Genomic DNA, 24011 nt, shown 5'->3' on the forward strand with positions numbered 1-24011 from the left:
CGTCATCGGCGTCCTCCGATCGGCTCGGGCATGTACGATGGCGGCGCGAACGGTTCCAGACCGACCTCCTCGCCCGGCGGGCCCTCGGCGATCAGGCGGGCGACCGCGTCCCGGTCGCCGCCGGGCAGCGGCGGCAGCGTCGCGACAACCGAATCGAGCACGCCCGCCCACGCCGACCCCGCGTCACGCAGGCCGAGCCGCATCAACTCCACCCCCGCCCGGTATTCGATCAGCAGCCGGTGGCCCGACTCGGCGTGCGCGGCAGCGAATTCCAGCACCACGGCGAGATGGTCGGGCAGCTCCCCGTCGTCGAGCACCAGTCCGGCCGCCCGGTAGGCCTGCTTGAACCGCAGCAGCGCCATGCCGCGTTTGCGGGTGTCGCCGTAGAGGAAGTAGGTCAGGTACGGGCTGAACCGTTTGCGGTGGTCGAAGGTGTCGACGTAGTCGGTGGCCAGCGCGAGCGGCGGGGTGGCGTCGAGGTGGTCCAGCACCGAACCCAGCGGGGTGCCGACCGCGGCGGGCAGGGATTGCGCCACCCGCCGCAGCAGCGGACGGCGATCCAGCAGCGTGCGATCCGGATAGCCCAGCAGCAGCGACTGGGCCTGCCAGGCGGCGGCGCGCCGGGTGTCGTCGAGGGTCATTTGCGGTGCCTCCCTTCGGTTCTGGGCGGCAGCAGGCCCTCCGGGGTGCCGCGGCCGTCCCAGTTCAGCAGGTTGATCCGGGCGGCCTTGCCGACGGGCGCGGCGTCGGTGTCGCTGGTCTGCCGGTCGCGCAGCATCCGGAAGTTCTCCACCGCGACCGGCGTCACGCCGCCGGAGCTCTCACCGAACGGCCCCCACCCCTCCATCCCCGGGCCGCCGTCGTAGTCCAGGCTGCACCCGGTGGCGAGTTCCTCGAGGTCGTGTCCCTGTTCGGCGTGCGCGGGCGGAATGACATAGCGCTCTTCGTATTTCGCCAGCGCGAGCAGCCGGTACATGTCGTAGAGCTGCTCGGCGCTCAGGCCGACCCGCTCGGCGATCTCCGGGCGCGTCTCCCGGCCCAGATTGATGTCGCGCAGATAGCTGCGCATGGCCGCCAGCCGCCGCAACACCGCCTCCACCGGCGCGACGTCACCGGCGGTGAACAGCTCCGCCAGGTATTCGACCGGGATCCGCAGCGCCTCGATCGCGGCGAACAGGTTGCCGTCGTCCTCGGCGTCGTGGCCGGTGTCGCGCAGCACGTCCACCACCGGCGACAGCGGCGGGATGTACCACACCATCGGCACCGTCCGGTATTCCGGATGCAGCGGCAGCGCCACCCGATAGGTGTTGATCAGCGCGTACACCGGTGAGCGCTGCGCGGCCAGAATCCAGTCCTGCGGAATGCCGGCGCGCTCGCACGCCGCCACCACCTCCGGGTCGTTCGGGTCGAGGAACGCGTCGCGCTGCGCGGCGTAGAGGTCGCGCTCGTCGGGCGTCGCGGCGACGTCGAGCACCTTGTCGGCGTCGTAGAGCATCAGGCCGATGTAGCGCAGCCGCCCGACACAGGTCTCCGCGCACACCGTCGGCAGCCCGACCTCCACCCGCGGAAAGCAGAACGTGCACTTCTCGGCCTTGCCGGTGCGGTGGTTGAAGTACACCTTCTTGTACGGGCAGCCGGACACGCACATCCGCCAGCCGCGGCAGCGATCCTGGTCGACGAGCACGATGCCGTCCTCGCTGCGCTTGTAGATCGCGCCGGACGGGCACGACGCCACGCACGACGGGTTGAGGCAGTGTTCGCAGATGCGCGGCAGGTAGAACATGAAGGTGTGCTCGAACTCGAAGCGCACCTTCTCGCTCAGGTTCGCCAGCAGCGGGTCGCGCCGCGCGAGTTCCGGTGCGCCGCCGAGGTTGTCGTCCCAGTTGGCCGACCAGGTGACCTTGGTGTCCTTGCCGGTGATCAGCGACTTGGGGCGCGCCACCGGCGGGTGCTGCTGCACGGGCGCGCTGGTGAGGGTGTCGTAGTCGTAGGTCCACGGCTCGTAGTAGTCGGCGAGTTCGGGCAGGATCGGGTTGTCGAAGATGGTGAGCAGCTTGCGCAGCCGCCCGCCGCCGCGCAGTTTCAGCCGCCCGCGCCGGTCCAGGGTCCAACCACCGCGCCAGCGCCGCTGATCCTCGTAGGTGCGCGGATACCCCTGTCCCGGACGGGTTTCCACGTTGTTGAACCAGACGTACTCGACGCCCGCGCGGTTGGTCCAGGTCTGTTTGCAGGTCACCGAGCAGGTGTGGCAGCCGATGCACTTGTCGAGGTTCATCACCATCGCCAGCTGCGCCATGGGTTTCATCGGTAGCGCACCTCCTGGCCGCGGCGGCGGATCACGGTGATCTCGTCGCGCTGGTTGCCGGTCGGGCCGAGATAGTTGAAGGCATAGGACAATTGGGCGTAGCCGCCGATCAGATGGGTGGGTTTGATCAGCAGCCGGGTCAGCGAATTGTGGATGCCGCCGCGCTGCCCCGAGGTCTCGGCGATCGGCACGTCCACCACGCGGTCCTGGGCGTGGTGCATGTACACGGTGCCCTCGGGCATGCGGTGCGACACCACCGCCCGCGCCACCACGACCCCGTTGCGGTTCACCGCCTCGATCCAATCATTGTCGGCGACACCGATTTTCGCGGCGTCGCGGTCGGACAGCCAGATCGTCGGCCCGCCGCGCGACAGGCTCAGCATGAACAGGTTGTCCTGGTACTCGGAGTGGATCGACCACTTCGAGTGCGGGGTCAGATAGCGCAGCGTGAGGCCGTGCTCGCCGGTCGAGCCCAGGGTGGGTTCGGCGAACAGCGCGGTCATGTTCAGCGGCGGCCGGAACACCGGCAGCTGCTCCCCGACCTCGGCCATCCAGTCGTGGTCGAGGTAGAAATGCTGCCGCCCGGTGAGTGTGTGCCAGGGTTTGTGCCGCTCCACGTTCAGCGTGAACGGCGAATACCGGCGGCCCCCGGACTCCGAGCCGGACCATTCCGGCGAGGTGATCACCGGCACCGGCGAGGATTGGGTGTCGGCGAAGGTGATCTGCTTGCCCTCGTGCTCGGCGGCCAGGTCGGCGAGCCGGGTGCCGGTGCGTTGCTCCAGGGTTCGGAAGCCCTGCGTCGCGAGATGGCCGTTGGTGGTGCCGGACAGCGCCAGGATCGCCTCGCCCGCGTCGACGTCGCGGACCAGAGCGGGACGCCCGGCGGCGGGGCCGGTGCGGACGGTGCCGTTCTTGTCGGCCAGATACTCGATCTCGCGCCGCACGTCGAAGGTGACGCCCTTGGTGGTGGCGCCGAGCGAGTCCAGCAGCGGGCCCAGGGCCGCCATCTTCGCCGCGACGGCCGGGTAGTCGCGTTCCACCGCAACGAGTTTCGGCATGGTGCGGCCCGGGATCGGCTCGCACTCCCCGGCCCGCCAATCCCGCACCACGCCGTGCGGGTTGGCCAGTTCGTCCGGGGTGTCGTGCTGCAGCGGCGCGGCCACCACGTCGGTGCGCTTGCCGAGATGGTCGAAGGCCAAGCGGCTGAACGCCTTTCCGATGCCCTGGAAGGCGTCCCAGTCGGTGCGGGCCTGCCACGGCGGGGCGATCGCCGGGGAGAACGAGTGCACGAACGGGTGCATGTCGGTGGTCGACAGGTCGTATTTCTCGTACCAGGTCGCCGCGGGCAGCACCACGTCGGAGTAGAGGGTGGTGCTGGTCATCCGAAAGTCCAGGGTCAGGAGCAGATCCAGCTTTCCGACCGGGGCCTCGTCGTGCCAGGTCACCTCGCGCGGGCGGGCTTCCGGGGGCGCTTGCTCCGCGCGCAGCGACGAATTCGCGCCCAGCAGGTGTTTCAGGAAGTATTCGTCGCCCTTGGCGGAGGAACCCAGCAGGTTCGACCGCCACACGCTCAGCACGCGCGGAAAGTTCTGCGGCGCATCGGGATCCTCGCAGGCGAAGCGCAGGCGGCCGCTCTTCAGCTCCGCGACGACGTGGTCGGCGACCGGCACGCCCGCCGCCTCGGCCTCGTCGGCGAGCTCCAGTGGATTGCGGTCGAAGGTCGGGTACGAGGGCATCCAGCCCAGCCGCGCCGACAGCGCGATCAGGTCGGCGGTGGTCTTGCCCGCGAGCCGCCCGCCCGCCGCCGCGCCCGCCAAGGTGTCGGCGGCGAACGGGTCGTAGCGGAACTGGTCGGTGTGCAGGTACCAGTAGGCGGTCTGGATCATCTGCCGCGGCGGGCGCGACCAGTCCAGCGCGTTCGCGATTTGCGCCCAGCCGGTCACCGGCCGGCACTTCTCCTGGCCGACGTAATGCGCCCAGCCGCCGCCGTTCACGCCCTGGCAGCCGGTGAGCGTGGTGAGCGCCAGGAAGGTGCGGTAGATGGTGTCGGAGTGGAACCAGTGGTTGGTGCCCGCGCCGAGGATGATCATCGAGCGACCGCGCGATTCGGCGGCGTTGGCGGCGAATTCGCGGCCGATGCGCGCGGCGACCGCGGCCTTGACACCGGTGATCGTCTCCTGCCAGGCCGGTGTGCCCGGCTGGGCCGCGTCGTCGTATCCGGTCGGCCACTCCCCCGGCAGGCCGGGGCGGTGCACGCCGTACTGGGCGAGCATCAGGTCGTAGACCGTGGTCACCAGGTGGCCGCCGACCGTGCGGACCGGCACTCCACGCGACAGCGGGCGCGCGGAGCCGTCGGCGGTGTCGAAGCGGGACAGGCGCACCGCCACGGCGTCCCCGCCGTACACGGTGAGCAGCGGATCACTGTCTCCCAGTTCGAGATTCCATCGCCCGGCGCCCTCGTCGCCGTAGCGGAAGCCGAGGGAACCGTTGGGCACCACGGGTTCTCCGTCGGCGTCGAGCAGGACCGGCTTGAACTCGGCGTGCTCTTGCCCGGCGGAGTCGGCGAGATCGGCTGCGGTGAGGAACTTTCCGGGCCGGTACTGCTCGCCGTCGCGGTCGAGCCGGATCAGGAACGGCAGGTCGGTGTACTGCTTCACGTAGTCGCGGAAGTACGGTTCGGCGCGGTCGACGAAGAATTCGCGCAGGATGACGTGGCCCATCGCCAGGGCCAGCGCGCCGTCCGTGCCGGGGTGCGGGGCGAGCCACTCGTCGGCGAACTTCACGTTGTCGGCGTAGTCGGGCGCGACCGCGATCACCTTCTGCCCGCGATAGCGCGCCTCGGCCATCCAGTGCGCGTCCGGGGTCCGGGTCACCGGGACGTTCGAGCCCCACATGATCAGATAGCCGGCGTCCCACCAGTCCCCGGACTCGGGCACGTCGGTCTGGTCGCCGAACACCTGCGGCGAGGCCACCGGCAGGTCGGCGTACCAGTCGTAGAACGACAGCATCACCCCGCCCAGCAGCGACACGAACCGCGAGCCCGCCGCGAACGACACCATCGACATCGCCGGGATGGGCGAGAAGCCCGCGATCCGGTCCGGCCCGTAGGCCTTGATGGTGTGCACGTGGGCGGCGGCGACGAGTTCGGTGGCCTCCGACCAGGTGGTGCGGACCAGTCCGCCGCGCCCGCGCAGGCTCTTGTAGCGCCGCGCCGCCTCCGGGTCCTCGACGATCGACGCCCACGCCGCCACGGGATTCCCGGTGCGCGCCTTGGCTTCCCGGTACATCTCGAGAAGTACGCCGCGAATGTAGGGGTAGCGCACGCGGGTCGGCGAGTAGGTGTACCAGGAGAACGCCGCGCCGCGCGGGCAGCCGCGCGGCTCGTACTCCGGGCGGTCCGGGCCGACCGACGGATAGTCGGTCTGCTGGGTCTCCCAGGTGATGATGCCATCCTTGACATACACCTTCCACGAACACGATCCGGTGCAGTTGACTCCGTGCGTGGAGCGCACCACCTTGTCGTGCGACCACCGGTCGCGGTAGAACTCGTCGGCTTGCCGGCCGCCCACCTGATACAGCGTCCGCTGGTCCGGTGACACCTCGGTGCGGGTGAAGAACCGGCGCGTGCGGATCAGCGCGTCGGTGAGTTCGCCGTCCATTTGCACCATGCGCACGCCTCCTCGGCGGACTGCCGACCGGCGACGCCGTAGGGGCGCGCGATCGGACACCAATCGCACGAACCTCCCGAACGTTACCCGCGGCAATCGTGTTCGCGCGGTATTTGCGGAATGCGAATTCGCGGCGAATGCCGGTAATCAGCCCGTCTTGGGCTGGGTGCGCAGCAGCCCGTGAATGCCGACCGCCTCGTTCCGGGCGAGGGCCCGGTCGAAGCGGACCGCCATCCGAATCTCCGTGCCGCCCAGCAGGATCTGGCCCAGGCCCACCGGGACCGACAGGCCCGCGAGCGTCTCGATCGGCCAGGTCACCAGCAGCACACCCGCCAGCACCAGCAGCAGGCCGTAGGCCTCGTAACGGCCGCCGTGCGGCAGTCGGTCGGTCCACACCGCCACGATGGCCTGCACGATGCCGTGCATCGCCCACCCCACGCCGATGCCCAGCGCCAGCACCGCCGCCCAATCACCGCTCTGCAGGCACCAGATCGCCAGCAGCAGCGCGAGCAGCGCGGTGCCGAATTCGAGGACGCGCAGGCCGGTGGCGATGCGCGCCCGGAACGCGACGGTCAGCTGCCACAGCGCCGACAGCAGCAGGCAGGCCCCGAACAGCGCGCCCGCGACCGGCACGGATTTGTCGGGCCAGAAGATGATCAGCACCCCTAGCGCCGCCGACGCCGTGCCGATCGCGAGCGCCGACAGCCACGAGTCACCGGCGAACACGTCGGTGCGCCCGGCAATTCGGAGTGTAGGCATAGCACAATGATATGACTCGAATCGGTAGATAACCGAAAATTTGCGGCATTATCGTCGGGTCACCGACGCGGGAAGCCGCAGACCGGAATATCGCGCGCGGATCGGGGTGAAATTCGGGGTTCTGCCGGATGTGCCGCGGCGGCGATGTCTCTACCGTCGGTCCATGCGTTCCAGTTTCCTGCTGTGCGCCGTGGCGGCGCTCGCCGTCGCCGGGTGTGCCGGCGAGACCACCGGCCCCACCTCCGATCCCGCACCCGTCACGCGGGTGGAGACGGTGCGCGGCGATCTGGACGAGCTGTTGCGCGCCGGGGCGGTCGGCGCGCTGGCCACGCTCTCCGACGGCGGGCGTCCGGTGACCGTCACGGCGGGCGTGGCGAATGTCGGGACCGGACAACCGATTCCGGTCGATCCGCCGCAGTACGTGCGGGTCGGCAGCATCTCCAAGTCCTTCGTCGCCGTGCTCGTGATGCAGCTGGTCGATGCCGGGAAGGTCGCGCTCGACGCGCCGGTCGACACCTATCTGCCCGGGCTGCTCACCGGCGACGGTGTCGACGGGCGGGTCATCACGGTGCGGCAGTTGCTGTCACATCGCAGCGGGCTGCCCGAACTGACCGACGATCCGGAGGTCGACGAGAACCGCGCCGCGCAGGCCGGGCGGACCTTCACCCCAGCCGAGGAAGTCGCTCTCGCCCTGCGGCTCCCCGCCAAATTCCCGCCCGGCAGCCGATACGAGTACACCAACACCAACTACATCGTCGCCGCCATGCTGGTCGAGCAGATCACCGGACGACCCTATGTCGACGAACTGCGGGACCGGATTCTCGTGCCGCTGGAACTGCGGAACACCTACCTGCCCACCGCGGGCGAGCTGGACCTGCGCGATCCGCACCCGTCCGGGTACGCCGACGTCGACGGCCGCCGCGTCGAGGCCTCGCGCATCGAGCCGTCGGTGCCGTGGGCCGCGGGCGGGCTGGTGTCCACCGGCGCGGACCTCGACCGGTTCTATTCGGCGCTGCTCGACGGGCGGGTGGTGCCGCCGCAGCGGCTGCGGGAGATGCTCGACGGCGGGCCCGCCGGTGCCGGGGTGCAGAACTACGGCCTGGGCCTGATGTACGGCCGATTGCCGTGCGGCGCACAGTTCGTCGGCCACTTCGGCGGCATCCACGGATTCCTCGCGATCTCCGCGGCCACCGCCGAGGGTCGCGCGGCGACGGTGTCGATGACCGGTAGCGTCGCGGAGTCGAAGGTGGACACCGATCGCATCCTGGGACACGCGCTGTGCCCCTGACCGACGGGTTACCGTGGTAGGCACAGCGTTTCGCCGCGCTGTGCCGCATCGCGGCGGCAGATCGGAAGGACGGCTCGTGAGCAGCGTGTATCCGCCGGGGCCCCGGCTTCCCAGGGTGATCCAGACCGTGCTGTACACGCGGTGGCGGGGTCGCTACGTCAGCGCGCTGGCGCGCCGCTACGGCGACGTGTTCACCGTGCGCATGGTCCCGCCGTACGCCGAGACGCTGGTCGTGTTCTCGCGGCCCGAGCACATCCGCGAAATCTTCGCCGGTGATCCGGCGGATCTGCATGCGGGCGAGGGCAATCGGGTGCTGGGCGCGATCATGGGCGAGCATTCGCTGCTGCTGACCGACGAGGCCGAGCACGCCCGCGCCCGCCGGCTGCTGATGCCCGCCTTCACCGGATCGGCGCTGCGCGGCTATCGGGCGCTGGTCGAGGCGATCGCCAAGGCGCAGGTCGACGCCTGGCCCACCGGCGCCACGCTGCCCACCCTCGACCGGATGAACGAGCTCACCCTCGAGGTGATCATGCAGGTGGTGTTCGGCATGACCGACCAGCACCGCCGCGACGAACTCGCGCCGCTGCTGCGCACCATCATCGACATCAACCCGATCGTGTTCTTCGGCTGGAAGTATCCGCGGCTGCAGCGGTACGGCCCGTGGAAACGCTTCCGCGACAACCAGAACGCCATCGACGCCCTGCTCTACGCCGAGATCGCCCGCCGCCGCAGCCACCCGGACCTGGATCAGCGCGCCGACGTCCTGTCGCGGCTGCTGGCCGTCGGCTCCGGCGACGACCCGGCCGACACGCCGCTCACCGACGCGGAACTGCGCGACCAGCTCATCACCCTGCTGCTCGCCGGGCACGAGACCACCGCGTCGGCACTGTCGTGGGCGTGCCACGAACTCGCCGCCGACGCCGAGGTGCAGGACCGGGCCCGCCGGGCGGCCGCCGAGGGCGACGACAAATACCTCGAGGCGGTGCTGAAGGAGGCGATGCGGCGGCGTCCGGTCATCGGCGGCGCGGTGCGGCGGCTCACCCGCGACTTGACCATCGGCGGACTCGACCTGCCGCGCGGCACCGTCGTCTCCACCTCGATCGTGCTCGCGCACCAGCGGCCCGACAACTATCCCGACGCGGACAGCTTCCGGCCCGAGCGCTTCCTCGACGGCAGCGTCGCCGCCCACACCTGGCTGCCGTTCGGCGGCGGCGTGCGCCGGTGCATCGGCGCGGGATTCTCGCTCATGGAGGGCACGGCCGTGCTGCGCGAGGTGCTGTCGCGGTATCGGCTGTCGCTGCCGCCCGGGGTGAGCGGCGAGCACGGGCGCATCCGCAACATCACCAATGTGCCGGCCGGCGGCGCGCCGGTCGTGCTGACGGCCGACGACGTATCTCAGCGCAGGTAGGAAGCACCGTTGACATCCAGGACGGCCCCCGAACTCCAGGTCGCCTCCGCAGACGCGAGATAGCGCACGGCGGCGGCGATTTCGGACGGTTCGGCGACCCGGCCGAACGGGCTCTGCGCCTTGACGGCGTCGGTGACACGGTGCGCGACCCGCTCGGTGGCGACGAATCCGGGAGCCACCGACGCGACGGCGATGCCGTGCGGAGCCAGCGCGACCGCCAGCGACTGGCCGAGTGCCTGCACCGCCGCCTTGGTGGCGCCGTAGGCCGGATGGTCCGGCTCGCCGCGGAACGCGCCGCGCGACCCGACGTTCACGATGCGGCCCGCCACGCCCCGGTCGATCATGTGCCGCGCCGCGCAGTACGACACGTGCGCGGTGCCGAGCAGGTTGACGTCGACGGTCTGCCGCCACACCCGCTGCCACTCCTCGAAGTCGGTGTCCGGCAACGGGTGCGGCAGGTTGATCGCCGCGTTGTTCACCAGGACGTGGAGCGTGCCGAGCGCGTCGACGGACGTGCGGACGACCGCCTCGGCACCGGCCGGGGTTCCCACGTCGCCGCCGACCAGCACATGGCCGTCGCCCGGCAGGTCCGCGAGCGTTCGCTCGGCGTCCGCGCGCCGCGACGAGTAGTGCACGGCCACACGGTCGCCGCTCTCGGCGAACGCCGTCGCGATCGCCCGCCCGATCCCCCGCGATGCCCCCGTCACCAATACTCCACGCCGCTGCGGCACCATGCGCCGAGCCTGCCACAGCGGGCGGCGCCGACCGGATTCAGGCGTAGTCGGCGGCGGGGATGGTGCGCGCGACCTTCTGCGGCGCGCCGCCGATCAGGCCGCGCCAGGGCAGGTACGGCAGCAGTCGCACGTTGAGATTGCGGAAGCGGATCATCGCGTTGCTCGCGGGCGCGTACCAGGCGCCGACACCCTCGGCGAACTTCTGGCAGGCGTCGACCATCGGCCGCATCCGCTGCTCGTAGCGGGTGAAGGCCACCGTGTGATCGCCTGCGGCGGCGGCCAATTCGCCGGCGAGGGTGTACGCGCCGACCAGGGACAGGTCCGCGCCCTGGCCCGAGAGCGGGGAGGCGCAGTAGCCGGCGTCGCCGACCAAGGCGACGCGGCCTTCGCTCCACGTGTCCATGCGGATCTGCGCCATCGCGTCGAAATAGAAGTCGGGAGTGGTGTCGAGGTGGTCGAGCAGGCGCGGGACCTGCCAGCCCTGGCCGGCGAAGGTGTCGGCGACGAGGCGCCGCTGCTGCGCGGCGTCGCGGTAGTCGTAGTCGATCGGGTCCGAGGCCCACGCGAAGATCGCCTTGGCCTCGGTGTTCTCGCGGGCGCTGTAGGCGCCGGCGATCTTGCCGGGGGTGTTGTAGTCCAGCTCCCAGTGGTCGAGTTCGAGGAAGTTCGGGACCGTGAAGATGCTGATGTAGTAGCCCATGTGCCGGAGGAACCGCGACTCCGGGCCGAAAACCAGTGCGCGCGTGTGGGAGTGGACGCCGTCGGCCCCGACGACCAGGTCGAAGGTGCGGGGCTCAGCGTGGTCGAAGGTCACTCGCACGCCGTGCTCGTCCTGCGCCAGGGCGGTGATCGAGTCGCCGAAGAGGTATTCCACGTCGTCGCGGGTGGCCTCGTAGAGCACGCGGGCCAGGTCGCCGCGCTGGATCTCGGTGTCGCCGTGCGCGCCGACGCCGTTGAAGGTCTCGCTGCTGACGCTGGCCCGCACCCGGCCGTCGGCGTCGACGTAGGAGGTGCCGCGCTTGCCGGTGCTCAGCTCGTGCACCCGGTCGAGCAGGCCCATGCGCCGCACCACCTCGGTGGCGGTGCCGAGCACATCGATGGCCTGCCCGCCCTCGCGCAGGGCCGGTGACTTCTCGACGATCGTCGGGGTGAATCCGTAGCGCCGCAGCCAGAAGGCCAGGGCGGGACCGGCGATGCTGGCGCCGGAGATCAGGACGTTTCGGTTGGTGCTCTGCCGCATGCCCAGAACCGTACAACCGATTTGGGCAAACGCGCAAGACATTTGTCTGAGGCGTATGCGCTACCCTGTGTCGCATGGGCAATCGCGAGGATCTGCTGGCCGGTGCGCGCCGGTGTCTGGTCGAGAAGGGTTATGCGCGAACGACGGTGCGCGATATCTCGACGGCCGCCGGGGTGAGCATGGCGGCCATCGGCTACCACTTCGGCACCAAGGAGGCGCTGCTCACCGCCGCGCTGGCGGAGGCGACCCGCGAATGGGGGGTGGATCTCGAGCACGCGCTCGCGCGACTAGGTGACGCCGGAGGCGATCCGTGGGAGCGCTTCGCCGCGCGCTGGGACGTGGTGCTGGCGACCATCGCCACGCACCGCGGGATGTGGACGGCCACTTTCGACGCGCTCGCCGATCCCGATGTCCGGACACAGTTGGCGGCCAATCTCGACGAGGCGCGGTCCGGTCTCGCCCGGCTTCTCGCCGGTGCGGACGAGGGTGACGCCGACGCCACACGCGGTGTCGGCGCGCTGTATCAGGCCTTGCTCACCGGCGTCGCCGCGCAATACCTCATCGATCCCGACCGGGCGCCGACCGGGCGGGACCTGGCCGCGGGCCTGCGCCGGATCACCGCGCCGGGCGGGTGAGGTCTCGGCGGGCGCGGCGGCGGCGATGCGGATATGTTGTCGGGCATGGGCAGGTCCGGTCACACGCTGTTGTTCACGTTGTGCGCCTTGGCATCCACTGCCATTCCGGCGCGGGCCGAGCCGGTGACGCCGCCCGTGCGGCTGCTCGGGGAGCAGATCGTGCCGTACGGGCTGAGCTTCGCGGGCACCACCGTCGGCGGGCTGTCCGGTATCGACTACTCCCACGGCACCGGCGAGTACGTGCTCATCAGCGACGACCGCTCGGCGAAGAATCCGGCCCGGTTCTATACGGCGCGAATCCCGGTGAACGACAACGGTGTCGAACCGGTCGAATTCACCGGCACGCAACCGCTGCTCACCGCGGACGGCGGGACGTACCCGGCGAACGGTGTCGATCCCGAGGATCTGCGCGTCGATCCGTGGACCGGTGACTACGTCTGGACGCAGGAGGGTGAGCGCGGCGACGGCGTGCTCGCGGACCCCTCGATCCGCATCGCCCACCCCGACGGCTCGTTCGGCGGCGAGTTGCCGATACCCGACAACGAACGCATGCGCCCGGATTCGGGCCCGCGCCGCAACTCCGCGCTCGAGGGCGCGACCTTCGCCGCCGGCGGCATGCTGCTGGTGAGTACCGTCGAAGAGCCGCTGCTGCAGGACGGGCCGACTCCCACGCCCACCGCGGGCGGGTTGACCCGGATCACCGTGCAGGCCCGGTCCGGTCAGCTACTCGGGCAGTACGCCTATCCCCTCGACCCCGTCTTCGCCGAGGGCGACGGCTCCAATGGCATCGCGGCCGTGCTCGCGTCCACGCCCTTCGATCCGGCGAGATACCTGGTGCTGGAACGCGCTTACGTCGAGGGGGCCGGGAACCGGGTCCGGGTCTACGAAGCCGACCTCACCGGCGCCACCAACATTCTCGACGCGCCGCTGGGGCAGGCGCGGCCGGTGACCAAGCGGCTGCTGGTCGACCTCGCCGATGTCGGAGTGCCTAAGGTCGACAATGTCGAGGGCATGACGTGGGGACCGAACCTGCCCTCGGGCGAACGGACGCTCGTCCTGGTCAGCGACAACAACTTCTCCGACGAGCAGATCACGCAGCTCGTCGCGCTCGCTATTCGTTGACGGCGAGCCCGATTACGGTGTGCCGCCGAGGAGATCGCGGAGATTCGGCAGGGCCCCGATGCGCTGGGTGGCGGGGCGGCCGGGTGCGTCGGTCTGCGGTGAGCCGGACGCGCGCAGCCGGGTGCGGATCTGGTCGGGGGTGAGCCGGGTCCCGCTCGCGGCGGCCGCGCCCTGGCAGCTCGCGACCGCGCCCACCACGACCGGCGAGGCGCTCGACGTGCCACTGAAAACGTCGGTGTACCAATAGTCTTCGTTCTGGCCGCCCTGGAGGTCGCCATAGCCGGTGGTGGTCACCTCGCGGCCCCAGCCGTGCGTGTCGAGCCGGGTGCCGTAGTTGGAGAACGCCAGCCGCGAGCGGGCCGGGCCGTGGTCGCGGCCGTGCGTTCCCGGCGGCGGCGCGCCCGCGCCGACCAGCACCGCGCCGGAGTCCGCCGGGCCGCCCTGGAACGGGTTGGTCCAGGAGGCCGGGAATTCCGCGGGCCGGGTGTCGTACAGCGGGTCGTCGAGGTTCTCGCCGCCGTTGCCGCCGGCCTCGACCACGATCATGCCCCGGTCGACGGCGTAGCGGATCGCCGCCCAGTCGTCGGGCCACCATTCGACGGCGATGTAGCCGCGCTGATCCGGGCGGTTGGCGTAGTCGAAACGCGGTCCGGGACGGTGTAGTTCGAGCAGGATGATGTCGCCGGGGCCCAGGGCGTCGGCCGCGGTCCGGATGGCCGAGGCCGAGCCCGGGCCGAAGATGGACACGGCGCGAATGCTCGCCTCCGGCGCGATCCCGGTGATGCCGAAGGTGTTGACGTCGCCGCTGATCACCCCGGCCACCGCGGTGCCGTGGTCGCGCCAGCCCAGGTCGGGGGACGGAACGCCGCCGATCACCCCGCCTTGGTTCTCGCGCAGGTCCTCGTGGGTGAATCGCCACGCGCCCTCGACGTCGACCACGCGCACGCCGGTGCCGTGGCCGCCCGGTTGTGTCCACGCCCAGCGCGCGTCGATCCCGTTCGGCGCGGCGTCGAGATAGCCCTGGCGGACCGTGAATTCGGGCGTCACCGGCGGCGCGACCGCCTGTGAGCGGATCACCGCGACGCGGGAGTCGATCGGCGGTTCCGCGGGTGGTTTCACGTAGGCGGCCGCCACCGCGTCGTCGGCGCGCAGCCGGGCGGCCAGCGCCGTCAGATCCGCGGCCGGGGTCCGGTCGGCGCCGCGCACCACGAAGTAGTTCAGGAAGCGGGCACCGGAGGATTCGGCGGGCGTCCCGTACAGCGTGTGCTGCAACCGGTCCCCGGCGCCGAAGATCCGGACGAGTGCCAGATCGTCCGGCAGCAGCGCGGCCAAGCGGTCCTCGGCCGAACGCGTGGCGTCCAGCGCGACGAAATCGATCGGCGCGGTGGCGCCGCGGGTGACCACGATCAACTCGTGCGGCGAGCGCACCTCCCCCGCCTCCGACGATCGTTCCGAACTGCTGTTCCGGTGTGCCGAGGTCATGGTGACAGTCAACCCGGTCGGCGGCGGCCGCGCAGCTCGAATGCGGCGGTTCGAGGACCGAAGGCACTGCGCGCGTGGGGTTTACGCTATGTCTCCACGGCAGTGGCGGCCGACTGTCGTGCGGTGGTCGAGAGCAGCTCGTCCAATTGCCGTTCGGCGCGTTCGGCGCGGGCGAGGATGTGGGCGCGGGCGTCGTCCAGGGCCGCCAGGCGTTCCGCCGTTTCGGCGCGGGCCTTCTCCAACGCCGTCGCGTGTTCGGTGCGCAGGGTCGCGAGGTCGGCGGCGGCGAGGCGGCGGGTGTCGGCCAGTTCGGCGCGGACCGTGGCGAGTTCGTCGCGGACCCGGTTCAGTTCCGCGCGGGTCTCGGTCAGGGCCTCGGTGCGTTCGGCGACGGCCGCCTCGGCGCGTTCGATGGCGCGTTCGGCGTCGGCGGCCCGCTGCACGGCCAGGTCCCGTTCCGCGGCCGACGCGGTGACCTGCTGTGCCGCTTCGCGTTTGGCTCGCTCGATATCCGCCGCCGCCTTCTGCCGGGCCAGCGCGATCTCCTCGGCCGCCTGCTCCCGGGCGCGGTCCACGTCCTCGGCGGCCTCCCGGCGCGCGGTCCGGACCTCCGCTTCGGCCTCGGTGCGGGCGGCGAACACGTCGTCGGCCGCCTGCTTGGTGACACGACCGACCTCGGCGAGGGCGTCGTCGCGGGCGGCCAGGGCCTCGGCGATGCGGGCCTCCGCCTGCTCGGCGGCGGTGGCGGCGTCCTCGGCGGCGGATTCGGCCGCGTCCCTGGCCGCTTCGGCCTCGCGGCGGGCCTGCTCGGCGGCGACGGTGGCCATCTCGGCCTCCGCGATGCGCCGCGCCGCGTCCGCCTGCACCGCCTGGACCTGCGCTTCCGCCACCGCGGGGTCGGCCAGGGTGGACAGTTCCGCGACCGCGGCCTGCAGCGTGCCACCCAGTTGATCGGCCAGGGAGCGGAACTGTGTGAGCAGTTCGTCGGCTCGCAGGCGCGCGGTCGTCACCGGACCCTGTTGCGTCACAGTGACGTTCGCGGCCGGTGTCTCGGCCTCCTGCTGGCGGCGCTGTCGTTCCCGCCAGGCCCGCCATCGGGTGTGGTCCGGGTGGTCGCAGTATTCCGACGGCCGGCCGGGTCCGCCGTTGCGTGTGATGGATCGCGAGCATCCCGGGTAGCTGCATACGTTCGACACCGGGGAATCGTAGCGTTGGTTTCGTCGAATCCAACGTAACGACACGAAACGAAACGCGGTGGGGCGCTTGCGGTCTGGTTGTGGCCTGACCTCCGATAAGTGAACCTTATCAGAGGTTAGCTCCTCCCTCTTTCATGAATGACGTCGCGAATATTTCGTTTACGTTTGGTCGCATCCAACGCTACGGAACAACTACGAAAGTCGACAAAAACTGGGCTCGGTAGTACAGCCGTACCGATTCGGTCCGTAGGTCTTCTCGATGTCCACTCGCGCGCTAGCTTGCTAGCATGCTAGCCTCTGCGTGTGGCGGACGAGGAAGTGAAGCAGTTCAACGTCTACTTGCCGATCGGGCTGATCAAGCAGGTGAAGCTGCAGGCGATCGAATCGGGCATGTCGCTGTCGGCACTGGTCGCCGCGGCGCTGCGGGACTACCTCGACGACGCACAGCGGCAGACCGACAGCGGAAAGGACTGATATGACGACCGAGGGCATCGAGGCCGTGTTCCTGGAGACCCACAACTGGGGCAAAACGGCCAGATTCCTGCAGGGATTGGGGTATGAGGTCGAGTTCGAGACGGACCACAACTCGGGGCAGTTTCGTAACAGTGACGGTCCCTACGTGTTCGTGGCCGAGGTGGCACCCACGCAGGAGCCGCGCACGCAGCTGGTGTTGAAGGTCGCCGGCACGGACCAGCGGCCGGGCGCGGACGTCGAGATCGTCAGCGACTTCGAGCAGACCCACTACGGCACCCAGGAGATGACCGTCCGCGATCCGGACGGGCGACTGTGGAGCCTGCAGGCGCCCGGGAAGGAGTGATCTTCGTGGCCGAGGACTTGCAGGTCGGGCCGGAGCACACCGCGGTGCGGGTGGCGCTGTGGCGTGCCGTGCACCTGCGGAACGATTCCGCGCCTTACGTTTTCGAGGACGAGGTGGGGCTGCGGCTGGCCGATCCCGAGGACGACTGGCAGCGGCGGCCGGATATGGACCCGGTCACCACCGGTCCGATGCGCGCGGGGGTGCTCGCCCGTGCCCGATTCATCGAGGACCTGGTGGCCGAGCAGGCGGCGCGCGGCGTCGACCAGTACGTGATCCTCGGCGCGGGGCTGGACACCTTCGCGCAGCGGCGTCCCGACCTCGCCGCGCGGCTCACGGTGTTCGAGGTCGATCAGCCGGGTCCGCAGGCGTGGAAGCGGCAGCGGTTGGCGGAGCTGGGGTTCGGTGTGCCGCCGTGGCTGCGGCTGGTGCCGGTGGATTTCGAGGTGGACTCGTGGTGGGAGCGGCTCGCGGCGACCGGGTTCGATCCGCATCGCCCGGCCGTCGTCGCCTCGACCGGGGTGTCCATGTACCTCACCCGGGAGGCGAATATCGCGACGCTGCGGCAGATCTCGGCGCTCGCGCCCGGCTCGACACTGGCTACCACCTTCATGCTGCCGATCGATCTCGTCGGCCCGGACGAGCAGCGCCTGCGCCGCTTCGCCGAGGACGGCGCCCGATCCTCCGGCACCCCGTTCGTCAGCTTCTTCACCCCCGAGGAGATGGTGGCGCTGGCCACGGCGGCCGGTTTCGCCACGGCGCAGCACATCTCGTCGGCGGAGCTGACCGCCCGCTACTTCGCCGACCGGGCCGACGGCCTCCGTCCTGCCGAGTCCGAGCAGATCCTGCTGGCCGCCACCTGATCCCGACCCGTCGCGGAGTCAATCCCGGCCCGAGCGCTCGGCGAGTTCGGCGAGCAGGGCGAGGGTGCGCTGGGCCGCCGGGTGCTGGGCGACGAAGTCCCGCACCGAGATACCGACGAACCGAACCGGCGTCGGTGCGGTGAGCGGGACGGCGACGACTCCGCCGGGCAGGTCCCGCGCCGCGAGCCGGGGTAACGCCGTGATGCCGATGCCGGTGGCGACCATCGGCAACGCTGTGCCGTAGTCGGGAGTCTGCACCTGGAAGCGCGGGGTGACGCCCGCGTGCGCGCAGGCGTCGAGCAGGATGCGCCGGCACGGGCCGTCGGCGGGCTCGTTGTCGATCCACGAGCGGTCGGCGAGTTCGCCCAGCGGCACGTCCGGGCGCGCGGCGAGCGGGTCGTCGGCGCGCACCGCCAGCACGTACGGATCCGCGAGCAAACGTCGAACCTGGACGCCCGCAGGCGGTTTCACGGTCTCGTCCTCGATGAATATCTCGATGTCGCATCGCCCGGCACCGGCCTCGGCCAGCCGGAGTTCCAGTCGCAGATCCGGGAACTCGCCGCGCAGCGCCTCCACGACGGGCGGCAGCCAGGTCGCGCCCACCGAGGCGACGTAGCCGATCGACAGGCTGCCCACCCGTCCGGCGCGCAGGTCGCCGACGACACCGTCGAGGCGGCTCAGTTCCTCGAACAGCCGGTCCGACGCCGCCGCGAGGGCGCGCCCGGCAGGAGTGGGTTCGATACCGCGGCCGGACTTCTCGACGAGGCACAGCCCGGTCTGCCGCTGGAGCGCGGCGAGTTGCTGGCTGGCGGCCGAGGGCGTGTACCCGAGCGCCGCGGCACTGGCGCGCACGGAACCGGTGGCGACGACGGTGCGCAGCAACCGCAGTCTGGTGAGGTCGAGCATACGTCGATCGTACAGCTGTGCTTAACAGATGCGTCGTTATGATCGCTTGTGCTGTCCGATGCCTCGCGTGACGATGGCGTGGTGACCTTCGCAGCTCGTACCGATACCGCTTCCCCGTCCGCACATGGAACGACGAGTCCGAAATTCGCTTGTCGCGTTCCCGGGTCGGCGACGACGATCACTGGCGTGACCCAGGTGGCCGACTCGTTGTCCGAACCCGCGTCCCGGCGTGGCCGCCCCGATCTCGGCAGTGCGGGGGCCGCGCTGGTGGCGGTGGTCCTGTGGGCGTCGGCATTCGTCGCGATTCGCGATGCGGGGCCGCATCTTTCGCCCGCGCCGATGGCGCTGCTGCGGCTCGCGGTGGCCGCCGTGGCGTTGACGATCCCGGTGCTGGCGCGGCGGGGCGTGGCGCGCCGCGTGCCGCGGTCGCCGCGGGCGTTGCTGCTCGTCGCGGCGTACGCGGTGCTGTGGCTGGCCGGTTACACCGTGGCGCTGAATACCGCGGAGTTGCACGTGGACGCTGGGACGGCGGCGCTGCTGGTGAATCTCGCGCCGCTGCTGGTCGCGTTCGGCGCGGCCGTGTTGTTCCGGGAGCGGCTGACGCGTTCGCTGCTGATCGGGGCGGTGCTGTCGCTGGCCGGTGTCGCGATCATCGCGGTGTCCAGCGGGGCCGGTCACCGCGACGGGCTCGGGGTGCTGCTGTGTGTGGTCGCCGCGGTGCTGTACGCGGCGGGCGTGCTGGTGCAGAAGCCGGCGCTGCGGTATGTGGACGCGCTGACCGCGATCTGGCTCGGCTGCCTCATCGGCACGGTCGCGCTGCTGCCCTGGGCGGGGCAACTGGTCGCCGAGTTGTCGGCCGCGCCCGGACGGGTCGTCGCCGACGGCGTCTATCTCGGATTGCTCCCCACCGCACTGGGTTTCACCGCCTGGTCCTACGCGCTGCATCGCACCGACGCGGGTCGTCTCACCGCGAGCACCTATGCCGTCCCGGCGATCTCGATTCTGCTGTCCTGGGCGCTGCTCGGTGAGATTCCGACGGCGTGGGGATTGCTCGGCGGGACCGTGTGCCTCGTCGGAGTCGCCCTGTCGCGCCGCACCGGCGGACGGACCGCACGGCCGCGAGCGCGCTCCCACTAGGGGTGCGCGAATCGGAATCGGCTGTCCCGCGCGTGGTTTCAGCGTGCGACGCCGCAGTCGCGGTACTGTCGCGGGCGATGAGTATGTCAGCGGAACCGGCCGCCGGCGAAGGCGGGAGCAGTGCCGTGCCCGAGGTCGTGCACACCGAGTTGCGGCGCGGCGTGCGCAGTGTGCTCGTGGACGCGGCGGCGTTGCGGCTGGTGCGGGAGCGGTTCGACGACGACCAGGCGGGCGCGCTGCGGCGGTATCTCGAGGCCTCGCAGTCGCCGAACACGGTGCGCGCGTACCGGTCCGACTGGATCGCGTGGTCGGCGTGGTGCGCGGCGGAGGGGCGACAGGCGCTGCCCGCCGACCCGCTGGATGTCGCGGTGTATCTCGCGGCCGCCGCCGACACCCGCAAGGCGGGCGGCGAATGGGCGTTCAGCGCGGCGACCCTGGAACGCAAGAGCGCCGCCATCGCCGCCGTGCACGCCGCCAACGGGCTGCCCTCCCCCACCCGGACCGACGTCGTCCGGCTGACACTGCGCGGTATCCGCCGGACCCGCCGGACGCAGCCCAATCGCAAGCGCCCGGTACTGCTGCACACCCTGGAGCAGCTGCTCGCCGGTCTGCCGACGCCCGGCTGGCCGACCGAACCGGCCCGCCGCCGCGACGCGCTGGTGCTGCTGGTCGGTTTCGCGGGAGCGTTGCGCCGCAGCGAGATCGCCGGACTGCGGATCGCCGACGTCCGGGTCGACCTCGACCACGCCACCGGCGAGCCGATCCTGCTGATCCAGCTGCCCGCCACCAAGACCGATCCGACCGGCGCCGCGGGCCAGCGCGTCGCCCTGCCCCGGGGGCATCGGCCGCGCACCTGCCCGGTGTGCGCCTTCGCCGACTGGATGCGCTTGCGCGAGAATCACTTCCAGCGCGGCACCGACGGCCTGCGGACGTGGCTCGCCGAGGCCGCGCCCGCGGACGGCGCCATCCACCGCTGTCACGCCTTCACCGGCACCACCCTCACCGACCCGGATCTGCCGCTGTTCCCGACGATTTCGCGGCACGGCGGGATCGGTTCCGAGGCCATGTCCGGGCGGGCCGTCGCCGAGCTGGTGAAGCGCTATGCCGCGCGCGCGGGGCTGAACCCGGATCTGTTCTCCGGGCACTCGCTGCGCGCCGGGTTCGCGACCCAGGCCGCTCTCGGTGGGGCCAGCGACCGCGAGATCATGCGGCAGGGTCGCTGGTCCAATCCTCGCACCGTGCACGGCTACATCCGCACGGCCAATCCGCTGGAGGACAACGCTGTCACGAAACTCGGGTTGTGAGGGATTTCGGGAAATCGGTTGTGACATGTGTCCCGTTGTGCGAAATGGCATTTCGTGGCTAGCGCTGGTCAATTTCGACACCTTCAGGCCTGCTACCTGGGGTGATGTGGAAAGAATTCGCTGATTCGAGCCGACGACCGCTTCGTTCGCATTTCCCCTTTGCGTGAAGAAACATTTTATGCCCCCGGGCGCGTGCCAATACCTTCGCAGACATGGAATGGAACTTTCGATCGGCCGAGGAAATCGTGGCCGCCCTGCGGGCCGGTGTGGTGAGCTCGGCGGAGTTGACCGACGAGGCGATCGCTCGCATCGAGCGCGACGACGAGGCGATCAACGCGATCTGTGTGCCGGACTTCGAGAATGCCCGGGCCGCCGCGCGCGCCGCCGACCGGGCGCGTGCCCAGGGGGAGGACCGGCCGCTGCTCGGGGTGCCGATCACGGTCAAGGAGTGCTACGACATCGCCGGGCTGCCCACGACGTGGGGCATACCGCGGTTCCGGGACTACGTGCCGGCCGAGGACGCGGTGCAGGTGGCGCGGGTGAAGGCGGCCGGTGCGGTGGTGCTCGGCAAGACCAATGTGCCGGTGACGCTGCGAGATATCCAGAGCTTCAACGACATCTACGGCACCACCAACAATCCGTGGGATCTCACGCGTACGCCGGGTGGGTCGTCCGGTGGCTCGGCGGCGGCGCTGGCGGCCGGATTCGGTGCGCTGTCGCTCGGCTCCGACCTCGCCGGGTCGTTGCGCACGCCCGCGCATTTCTGCGGCATCTACGCGCACAAACCGACAGTGGGTCTGGTGGCGTCTCGCGGCATGGTCGCGCCGCCCGGGCCGGCCTTGCCGGTCGATCCCGACCTCGCCGTCGTCGGTCCGATGGCGCGCACCGCCCGCGACCTCACGCTGCTGCTCGACGTGATGGCCGGCCCGGACCCGCTCACCCACGGCCTCGCCTACAACCTCGCGCTGCCGCCCGCGCGCCACGATCGGCCGGCCGATTTCCGGGTGCTGGTCGTCGAGGAACATCCGCTCATTCCGACCGGTGCGGCGGTGCGGGCGGGCGTGCACCGGGTCGCCGAGGCGCTCGCCGAGGCGGGCGCCCGCGTCGAACGGCACAGCCCGCTGCTGCCCGACCAGGCCGAGGCGGCGACGCTCTACATGCGGCTCATGTTGTCGACCGCCGCCGCGAGTCTTCCCTTCGACGAATACGAACAGCTGCGGACCCGGGCCGCCGCCCTGCCCGCCGACGACCGGAGCCTCGCGGCGGCGCGGCTGCGGGGCATGGTGCTCAGCCACCGCGGCTGGGTCGAGGCCGACCACGGCCGCGAACTCCACCGCCGGGCCTGGCGGCGGCTCTTCGCCGAGTTCGATGCCGTGGTCTGCCCCGTCACGCCCACTCCCGCCTATCCGCACAACCACAACGGCGATCTCGAGGACCGGAGCGTCGACATCGACGGCGTCGAGTACCCGTACTTCGACCAGGTCGTGTGGGCGGGTACGGCCACCATGCCCGGCCTGCCCGCGACCGCCGTTCCGGCGGGACTTTCGCCCGAGGGGCTGCCGGTGGGAGTGCAGCTCATCGGTCCGATGTTCGAGGACCGCACCCCGCTGCGGCTGGCCGAACTGCTCGAGGAGAAGCTCGGCGGCTTCCGGGCGCCGGAGTCCACGGCCCGGGTCAGCGGAACGGCGGCTCGTTGAAGGTGCGTAGTTTGCGGGAGTGCAGGCGGTCGCCTTCGGCGCGCAGGAGTTCCACGGCGCGGATGCCGATCTGGAGGTGCTCGGAGACGGTGCCCTCGTAGAAGCGGTTGGCCTGGCCGGGAAGTTTGATCTCGCCGTGCAGCGGCTTGTCCGAGACGCAGAGCAGGGTGCCGTAGGGAACACGGAAGCGGTAGCCCTGCGCGGCGATGGTGGCGCTCTCCATGTCGACGGCGACCGCGCGGCTCAGGTTGAAACGCAGCGCCGACGCGGAATACCGCAGCTCCCAGTTGCGGTCGTCGGTGGTGACGACGGTGCCGGTGCGCAGGCGCTGCTTCACCGCCTCGCCGGGCATGCCGCTCACCTGCTTGGTCGCGTCGTAGAGGGCGCGCTGCACCTCGGCGATGCTGGGGATCGGAATGTCGGGCGGCAGTACGGGATCCAGCACGTGATCGTCGCGCAGGTAGGCGTGGGCCAGGACGTAGTCGCCGATCTCCTGGCTCTCCCGCAGCCCGCCGCAGTGGCCGATCATCAGCCAGGCGTGCGGCCGCAGCACGGCCAGGTGGTCGCACATGTTCTTGGCGTTGGCCGGGCCGACGCCGATGTTCACCAGCGTGATGCCCTGCCCGGTGGACGACATCAGGTGCCAGGCCGGCATCTGGTGTTTCTTCCAGGCCTCGTCGTCCACCATCGCGTCCCGGTCACCGGTCTCGGCGGTGACGAGCGCGCCGCCCGCACAGGACAGCGCCTCGAACGGCGTGGCCGGATCGGCGATGAGATCCCTTGCCCAGCGCACGAATTCGTCGACGTAACGGGTGTAGTTGGTGAACAGCACGAACGGCTGGAAGTGCTCCGGCGGCGTGCCGGTGTAGTGCCGCAGCCGGGCCAGCGAGAAGTCGGTGCGCAGCGCGTCGAAATGGCTCAGCGGCAGCGGGCCGCTGGTGTCGATCAGGCCGTCGGCGATCTCGTCGCCCACCTCGGCCAGGTCGGTGGTCGGGAAGTAGCGGGCCAGATCGGCGCTCATGGACCTGTCCAGCCCGAGCGCGGCGGCATCGATCACGTACGGGAACGGGATCTCCTGCTGCGAGGGACCGACCTCGATGTGGATGTCGTAGTCCTCGGCGATCACCGTGAGCTGTTCGGTGAGGTAGCGGCGCAGCAGGGCCGGGCGGGTGATGGTGGTCCGGTAGACGCCCGGGCGGGTGAGCCGGCCCCAGGCCCGCGAACGGTTCTTCGGTTCCGCCCGGCCGTCCCAGCTGATCCGCAGTTCCGGGTAGACGAACGCGCCCGCGGCCCGGACCTCGGCGGCGGGGACGGCGCCGGTGTCGACGAAGTCCTTCACCGCCGCGCGCAGCGTGCCGACCGACCGGTCGTAGCGGGCCTGCAGGTCGTCCAGGGTGGCCTCGACCGCTATCTGAGTGACGGTGCGGCGATCGGGATTCTCGTTGTGCGCCAC

20 protein-coding genes are annotated in these 24011 nt (G+C 70.8%); 10 read left to right on the forward strand and 10 right to left on the reverse strand.

Translation table 11 applies throughout. The features are described from left to right. Nucleotides 1-2: 2 nt before the first annotated feature. The 4 genes from narJ to IU476_RS04845 all read right to left on the reverse strand — a co-directional run bounded on the left by narJ (nucleotide 3) and on the right by IU476_RS04845 (nucleotide 6732). Nucleotides 3-641 (reverse strand): nitrate reductase molybdenum cofactor assembly chaperone, encoded by a 639-nt coding sequence (narJ, locus tag IU476_RS04830; protein WP_195096861.1) that lies wholly within the window; start codon nucleotides 639-641, stop codon nucleotides 3-5. Beyond that, nucleotides 638-2305, reverse strand: coding sequence for a nitrate reductase subunit beta (gene narH / locus IU476_RS04835; protein WP_195096863.1), 1668 nt, complete (start codon nucleotides 2303-2305; stop codon nucleotides 638-640). Before narH ends, narJ begins: the two co-directional genes overlap by 4 nt. Next, nucleotides 2302-5973 carry a nitrate reductase subunit alpha gene (locus IU476_RS04840; RefSeq protein WP_438943966.1) on the reverse strand — a complete coding sequence of 1224 codons (3672 nt, stop codon included), beginning with the start codon at nucleotides 5971-5973 and terminating at the stop codon, nucleotides 2302-2304. Before IU476_RS04840 ends, narH begins: the two co-directional genes overlap by 4 nt. A gap of 147 nt (nucleotides 5974-6120) precedes the next feature. After that, nucleotides 6121-6732 carry a DUF308 domain-containing protein gene (locus IU476_RS04845; protein WP_195096865.1) on the reverse strand — a complete coding sequence of 204 codons (612 nt, stop codon included), beginning with the start codon at nucleotides 6730-6732 and terminating at the stop codon, nucleotides 6121-6123. A 163-nt stretch (nucleotides 6733-6895) separates the two neighbouring features. On the opposite strand from IU476_RS04845, the gene IU476_RS04850 reads away from it, so the two are divergent. Both IU476_RS04850 and IU476_RS04855 read left to right on the forward strand, forming a co-directional pair. After that, complete coding sequence (locus tag IU476_RS04850; RefSeq protein WP_195096867.1) at nucleotides 6896-8020, forward strand: serine hydrolase domain-containing protein; 1125 nt, start codon at nucleotides 6896-6898, stop codon at nucleotides 8018-8020. A gap of 76 nt (nucleotides 8021-8096) precedes the next feature. Next, complete coding sequence (locus tag IU476_RS04855; RefSeq protein WP_195096869.1) at nucleotides 8097-9428, forward strand: cytochrome P450; 1332 nt, start codon at nucleotides 8097-8099, stop codon at nucleotides 9426-9428. Here IU476_RS04855 and IU476_RS04860 read toward each other — a convergent pair. Further along, on the reverse strand, nucleotides 9416-10135 hold the full coding sequence (locus tag IU476_RS04860) for an SDR family NAD(P)-dependent oxidoreductase (protein WP_324193866.1): 720 nt from the start codon (nucleotides 10133-10135) through the stop codon (nucleotides 9416-9418). The genes IU476_RS04855 and IU476_RS04860 overlap by 13 nt on opposite strands. 64 nt (nucleotides 10136-10199) lie before the next feature. After that, entirely contained in the window at nucleotides 10200-11402 is a 1203-nt protein-coding gene (locus IU476_RS04865) for an FAD-dependent monooxygenase (RefSeq protein WP_195096874.1), read from the reverse strand. A 74-nt stretch (nucleotides 11403-11476) separates the two neighbouring features. On the opposite strand from IU476_RS04865, the gene IU476_RS04870 reads away from it, so the two are divergent. Both IU476_RS04870 and IU476_RS04875 read left to right on the forward strand, forming a co-directional pair. Then, the gene (locus IU476_RS04870) at nucleotides 11477-12037 is read left to right on the forward strand and encodes a TetR/AcrR family transcriptional regulator (RefSeq protein WP_195096876.1); all 561 of its coding nucleotides are present in this window, start codon (nucleotides 11477-11479) and stop codon (nucleotides 12035-12037) included. A gap of 45 nt (nucleotides 12038-12082) precedes the next feature. Next, nucleotides 12083-13159: an esterase-like activity of phytase family protein gene (locus IU476_RS04875; RefSeq protein ID WP_195096878.1), complete on the forward strand. Its 1077-nt coding sequence runs from the start codon at nucleotides 12083-12085 to the stop codon at nucleotides 13157-13159. 12 nt (nucleotides 13160-13171) lie between these two features. Here IU476_RS04875 and IU476_RS04880 read toward each other — a convergent pair whose 3' ends face one another. Continuing rightward, on the reverse strand, nucleotides 13172-14641 hold the full coding sequence (locus IU476_RS04880) for a S8 family peptidase (RefSeq protein WP_195096881.1): 1470 nt from the start codon (nucleotides 14639-14641) through the stop codon (nucleotides 13172-13174). Nucleotides 14642-14727: 86 nt separating this feature from the next. After that, nucleotides 14728-15837, reverse strand: a complete 1110-nt coding sequence (locus IU476_RS04885; RefSeq protein WP_324193867.1) for a coiled-coil domain-containing protein — start codon at nucleotides 15835-15837, stop codon at nucleotides 14728-14730. Nucleotides 15838-16140: 303 nt separating this feature from the next. On the opposite strand from IU476_RS04885, the gene IU476_RS04890 reads away from it, so the two are divergent. From IU476_RS04890 to IU476_RS04900, 3 genes are read left to right on the forward strand one after another with little or no spacing between them, the layout of a single operon-like run. Then, complete coding sequence (locus IU476_RS04890) at nucleotides 16141-16311, forward strand: ribbon-helix-helix protein, CopG family (protein ID WP_195096884.1); 171 nt, start codon at nucleotides 16141-16143, stop codon at nucleotides 16309-16311. A 1-nt stretch (nucleotide 16312) separates the two neighbouring features. Beyond that, complete coding sequence (locus IU476_RS04895; RefSeq protein WP_195096886.1) at nucleotides 16313-16654, forward strand: VOC family protein; 342 nt, start codon at nucleotides 16313-16315, stop codon at nucleotides 16652-16654. 17 nt (nucleotides 16655-16671) lie between these two features. Beyond that, entirely contained in the window at nucleotides 16672-17514 is an 843-nt protein-coding gene (locus IU476_RS04900; protein WP_267466382.1) for a class I SAM-dependent methyltransferase, read from the forward strand. 18 nt (nucleotides 17515-17532) lie between these two features. On the opposite strand, the gene IU476_RS04905 is transcribed toward IU476_RS04900, so the two are convergent. Beyond that, complete coding sequence (locus IU476_RS04905) at nucleotides 17533-18420, reverse strand: LysR family transcriptional regulator (RefSeq protein WP_195096891.1); 888 nt, start codon at nucleotides 18418-18420, stop codon at nucleotides 17533-17535. A 186-nt stretch (nucleotides 18421-18606) separates the two neighbouring features. Between IU476_RS04905 and IU476_RS04910 the strand changes: the two genes are divergently transcribed. The 3 genes from IU476_RS04910 (at nucleotide 18607) to IU476_RS04920 (ending at nucleotide 22558) form a co-directional block, all read left to right on the forward strand. Next, the gene (locus IU476_RS04910; protein ID WP_324193868.1) at nucleotides 18607-19557 is read left to right on the forward strand and encodes a DMT family transporter; all 951 of its coding nucleotides are present in this window, start codon (nucleotides 18607-18609) and stop codon (nucleotides 19555-19557) included. 83 nt (nucleotides 19558-19640) lie between these two features. Further along, nucleotides 19641-20861, forward strand: coding sequence for a site-specific integrase (locus IU476_RS04915; RefSeq protein WP_195097513.1), 1221 nt, complete (start codon nucleotides 19641-19643; stop codon nucleotides 20859-20861). A gap of 212 nt (nucleotides 20862-21073) precedes the next feature. Beyond that, entirely contained in the window at nucleotides 21074-22558 is a 1485-nt protein-coding gene (locus IU476_RS04920; RefSeq protein WP_195096896.1) for an amidase, read from the forward strand. Here IU476_RS04920 and IU476_RS04925 read toward each other — a convergent pair. Next, nucleotides 22536-24011, reverse strand: coding sequence for an AMP nucleosidase (locus tag IU476_RS04925; RefSeq protein ID WP_324193869.1), 1476 nt, complete (start codon nucleotides 24009-24011; stop codon nucleotides 22536-22538). The two genes, IU476_RS04920 and IU476_RS04925, sit on opposite strands and share 23 nt — an antisense overlap.

Origin of the sequence: Nocardia blacklockiae, from assembly GCF_015477355.1 — a bacterium.
In the GTDB taxonomy this organism is placed as follows: domain Bacteria; phylum Actinomycetota; class Actinomycetes; order Mycobacteriales; family Mycobacteriaceae; genus Nocardia; species Nocardia blacklockiae.

Bases quoted from the DNA above. Each gene is read 5' to 3' on its own strand.
- IU476_RS04915 (WP_195097513.1), top strand. From the start codon at position 19,641: ATGTCAGCGGAACCGGCCGCCGGCGAAGGCGGGAGCAGTGCCGTGCCC.
- IU476_RS04870 (WP_195096876.1), top strand. From the start codon at position 11,477: ATGGGCAATCGCGAGGATCTGCTGGCCGGTGCGCGCCGGTGTCTGGTC.
- IU476_RS04895 (WP_195096886.1), top strand. From the start codon at position 16,313: ATGACGACCGAGGGCATCGAGGCCGTGTTCCTGGAGACCCACAACTGG.
- narJ (WP_195096861.1), bottom strand. From the start codon at position 641: ATGACCCTCGACGACACCCGGCGCGCCGCCGCCTGGCAGGCCCAGTCG.
- IU476_RS04875 (WP_195096878.1), top strand. From the start codon at position 12,083: ATGGGCAGGTCCGGTCACACGCTGTTGTTCACGTTGTGCGCCTTGGCA.
- IU476_RS04905 (WP_195096891.1), bottom strand. From the start codon at position 18,420: ATGCTCGACCTCACCAGACTGCGGTTGCTGCGCACCGTCGTCGCCACC.
- IU476_RS04840 (WP_438943966.1), bottom strand. From the start codon at position 5,973: ATGGTGCAAATGGACGGCGAACTCACCGACGCGCTGATCCGCACGCGC.
- IU476_RS04865 (WP_195096874.1), bottom strand. From the start codon at position 11,402: ATGCGGCAGAGCACCAACCGAAACGTCCTGATCTCCGGCGCCAGCATC.
- IU476_RS04845 (WP_195096865.1), bottom strand. From the start codon at position 6,732: ATGCCTACACTCCGAATTGCCGGGCGCACCGACGTGTTCGCCGGTGAC.
- IU476_RS04880 (WP_195096881.1), bottom strand. From the start codon at position 14,641: ATGACCTCGGCACACCGGAACAGCAGTTCGGAACGATCGTCGGAGGCG.
- IU476_RS04920 (WP_195096896.1), top strand. From the start codon at position 21,074: ATGGAATGGAACTTTCGATCGGCCGAGGAAATCGTGGCCGCCCTGCGG.
- narH (WP_195096863.1), bottom strand. From the start codon at position 2,305: ATGAAACCCATGGCGCAGCTGGCGATGGTGATGAACCTCGACAAGTGC.
- IU476_RS04850 (WP_195096867.1), top strand. From the start codon at position 6,896: ATGCGTTCCAGTTTCCTGCTGTGCGCCGTGGCGGCGCTCGCCGTCGCC.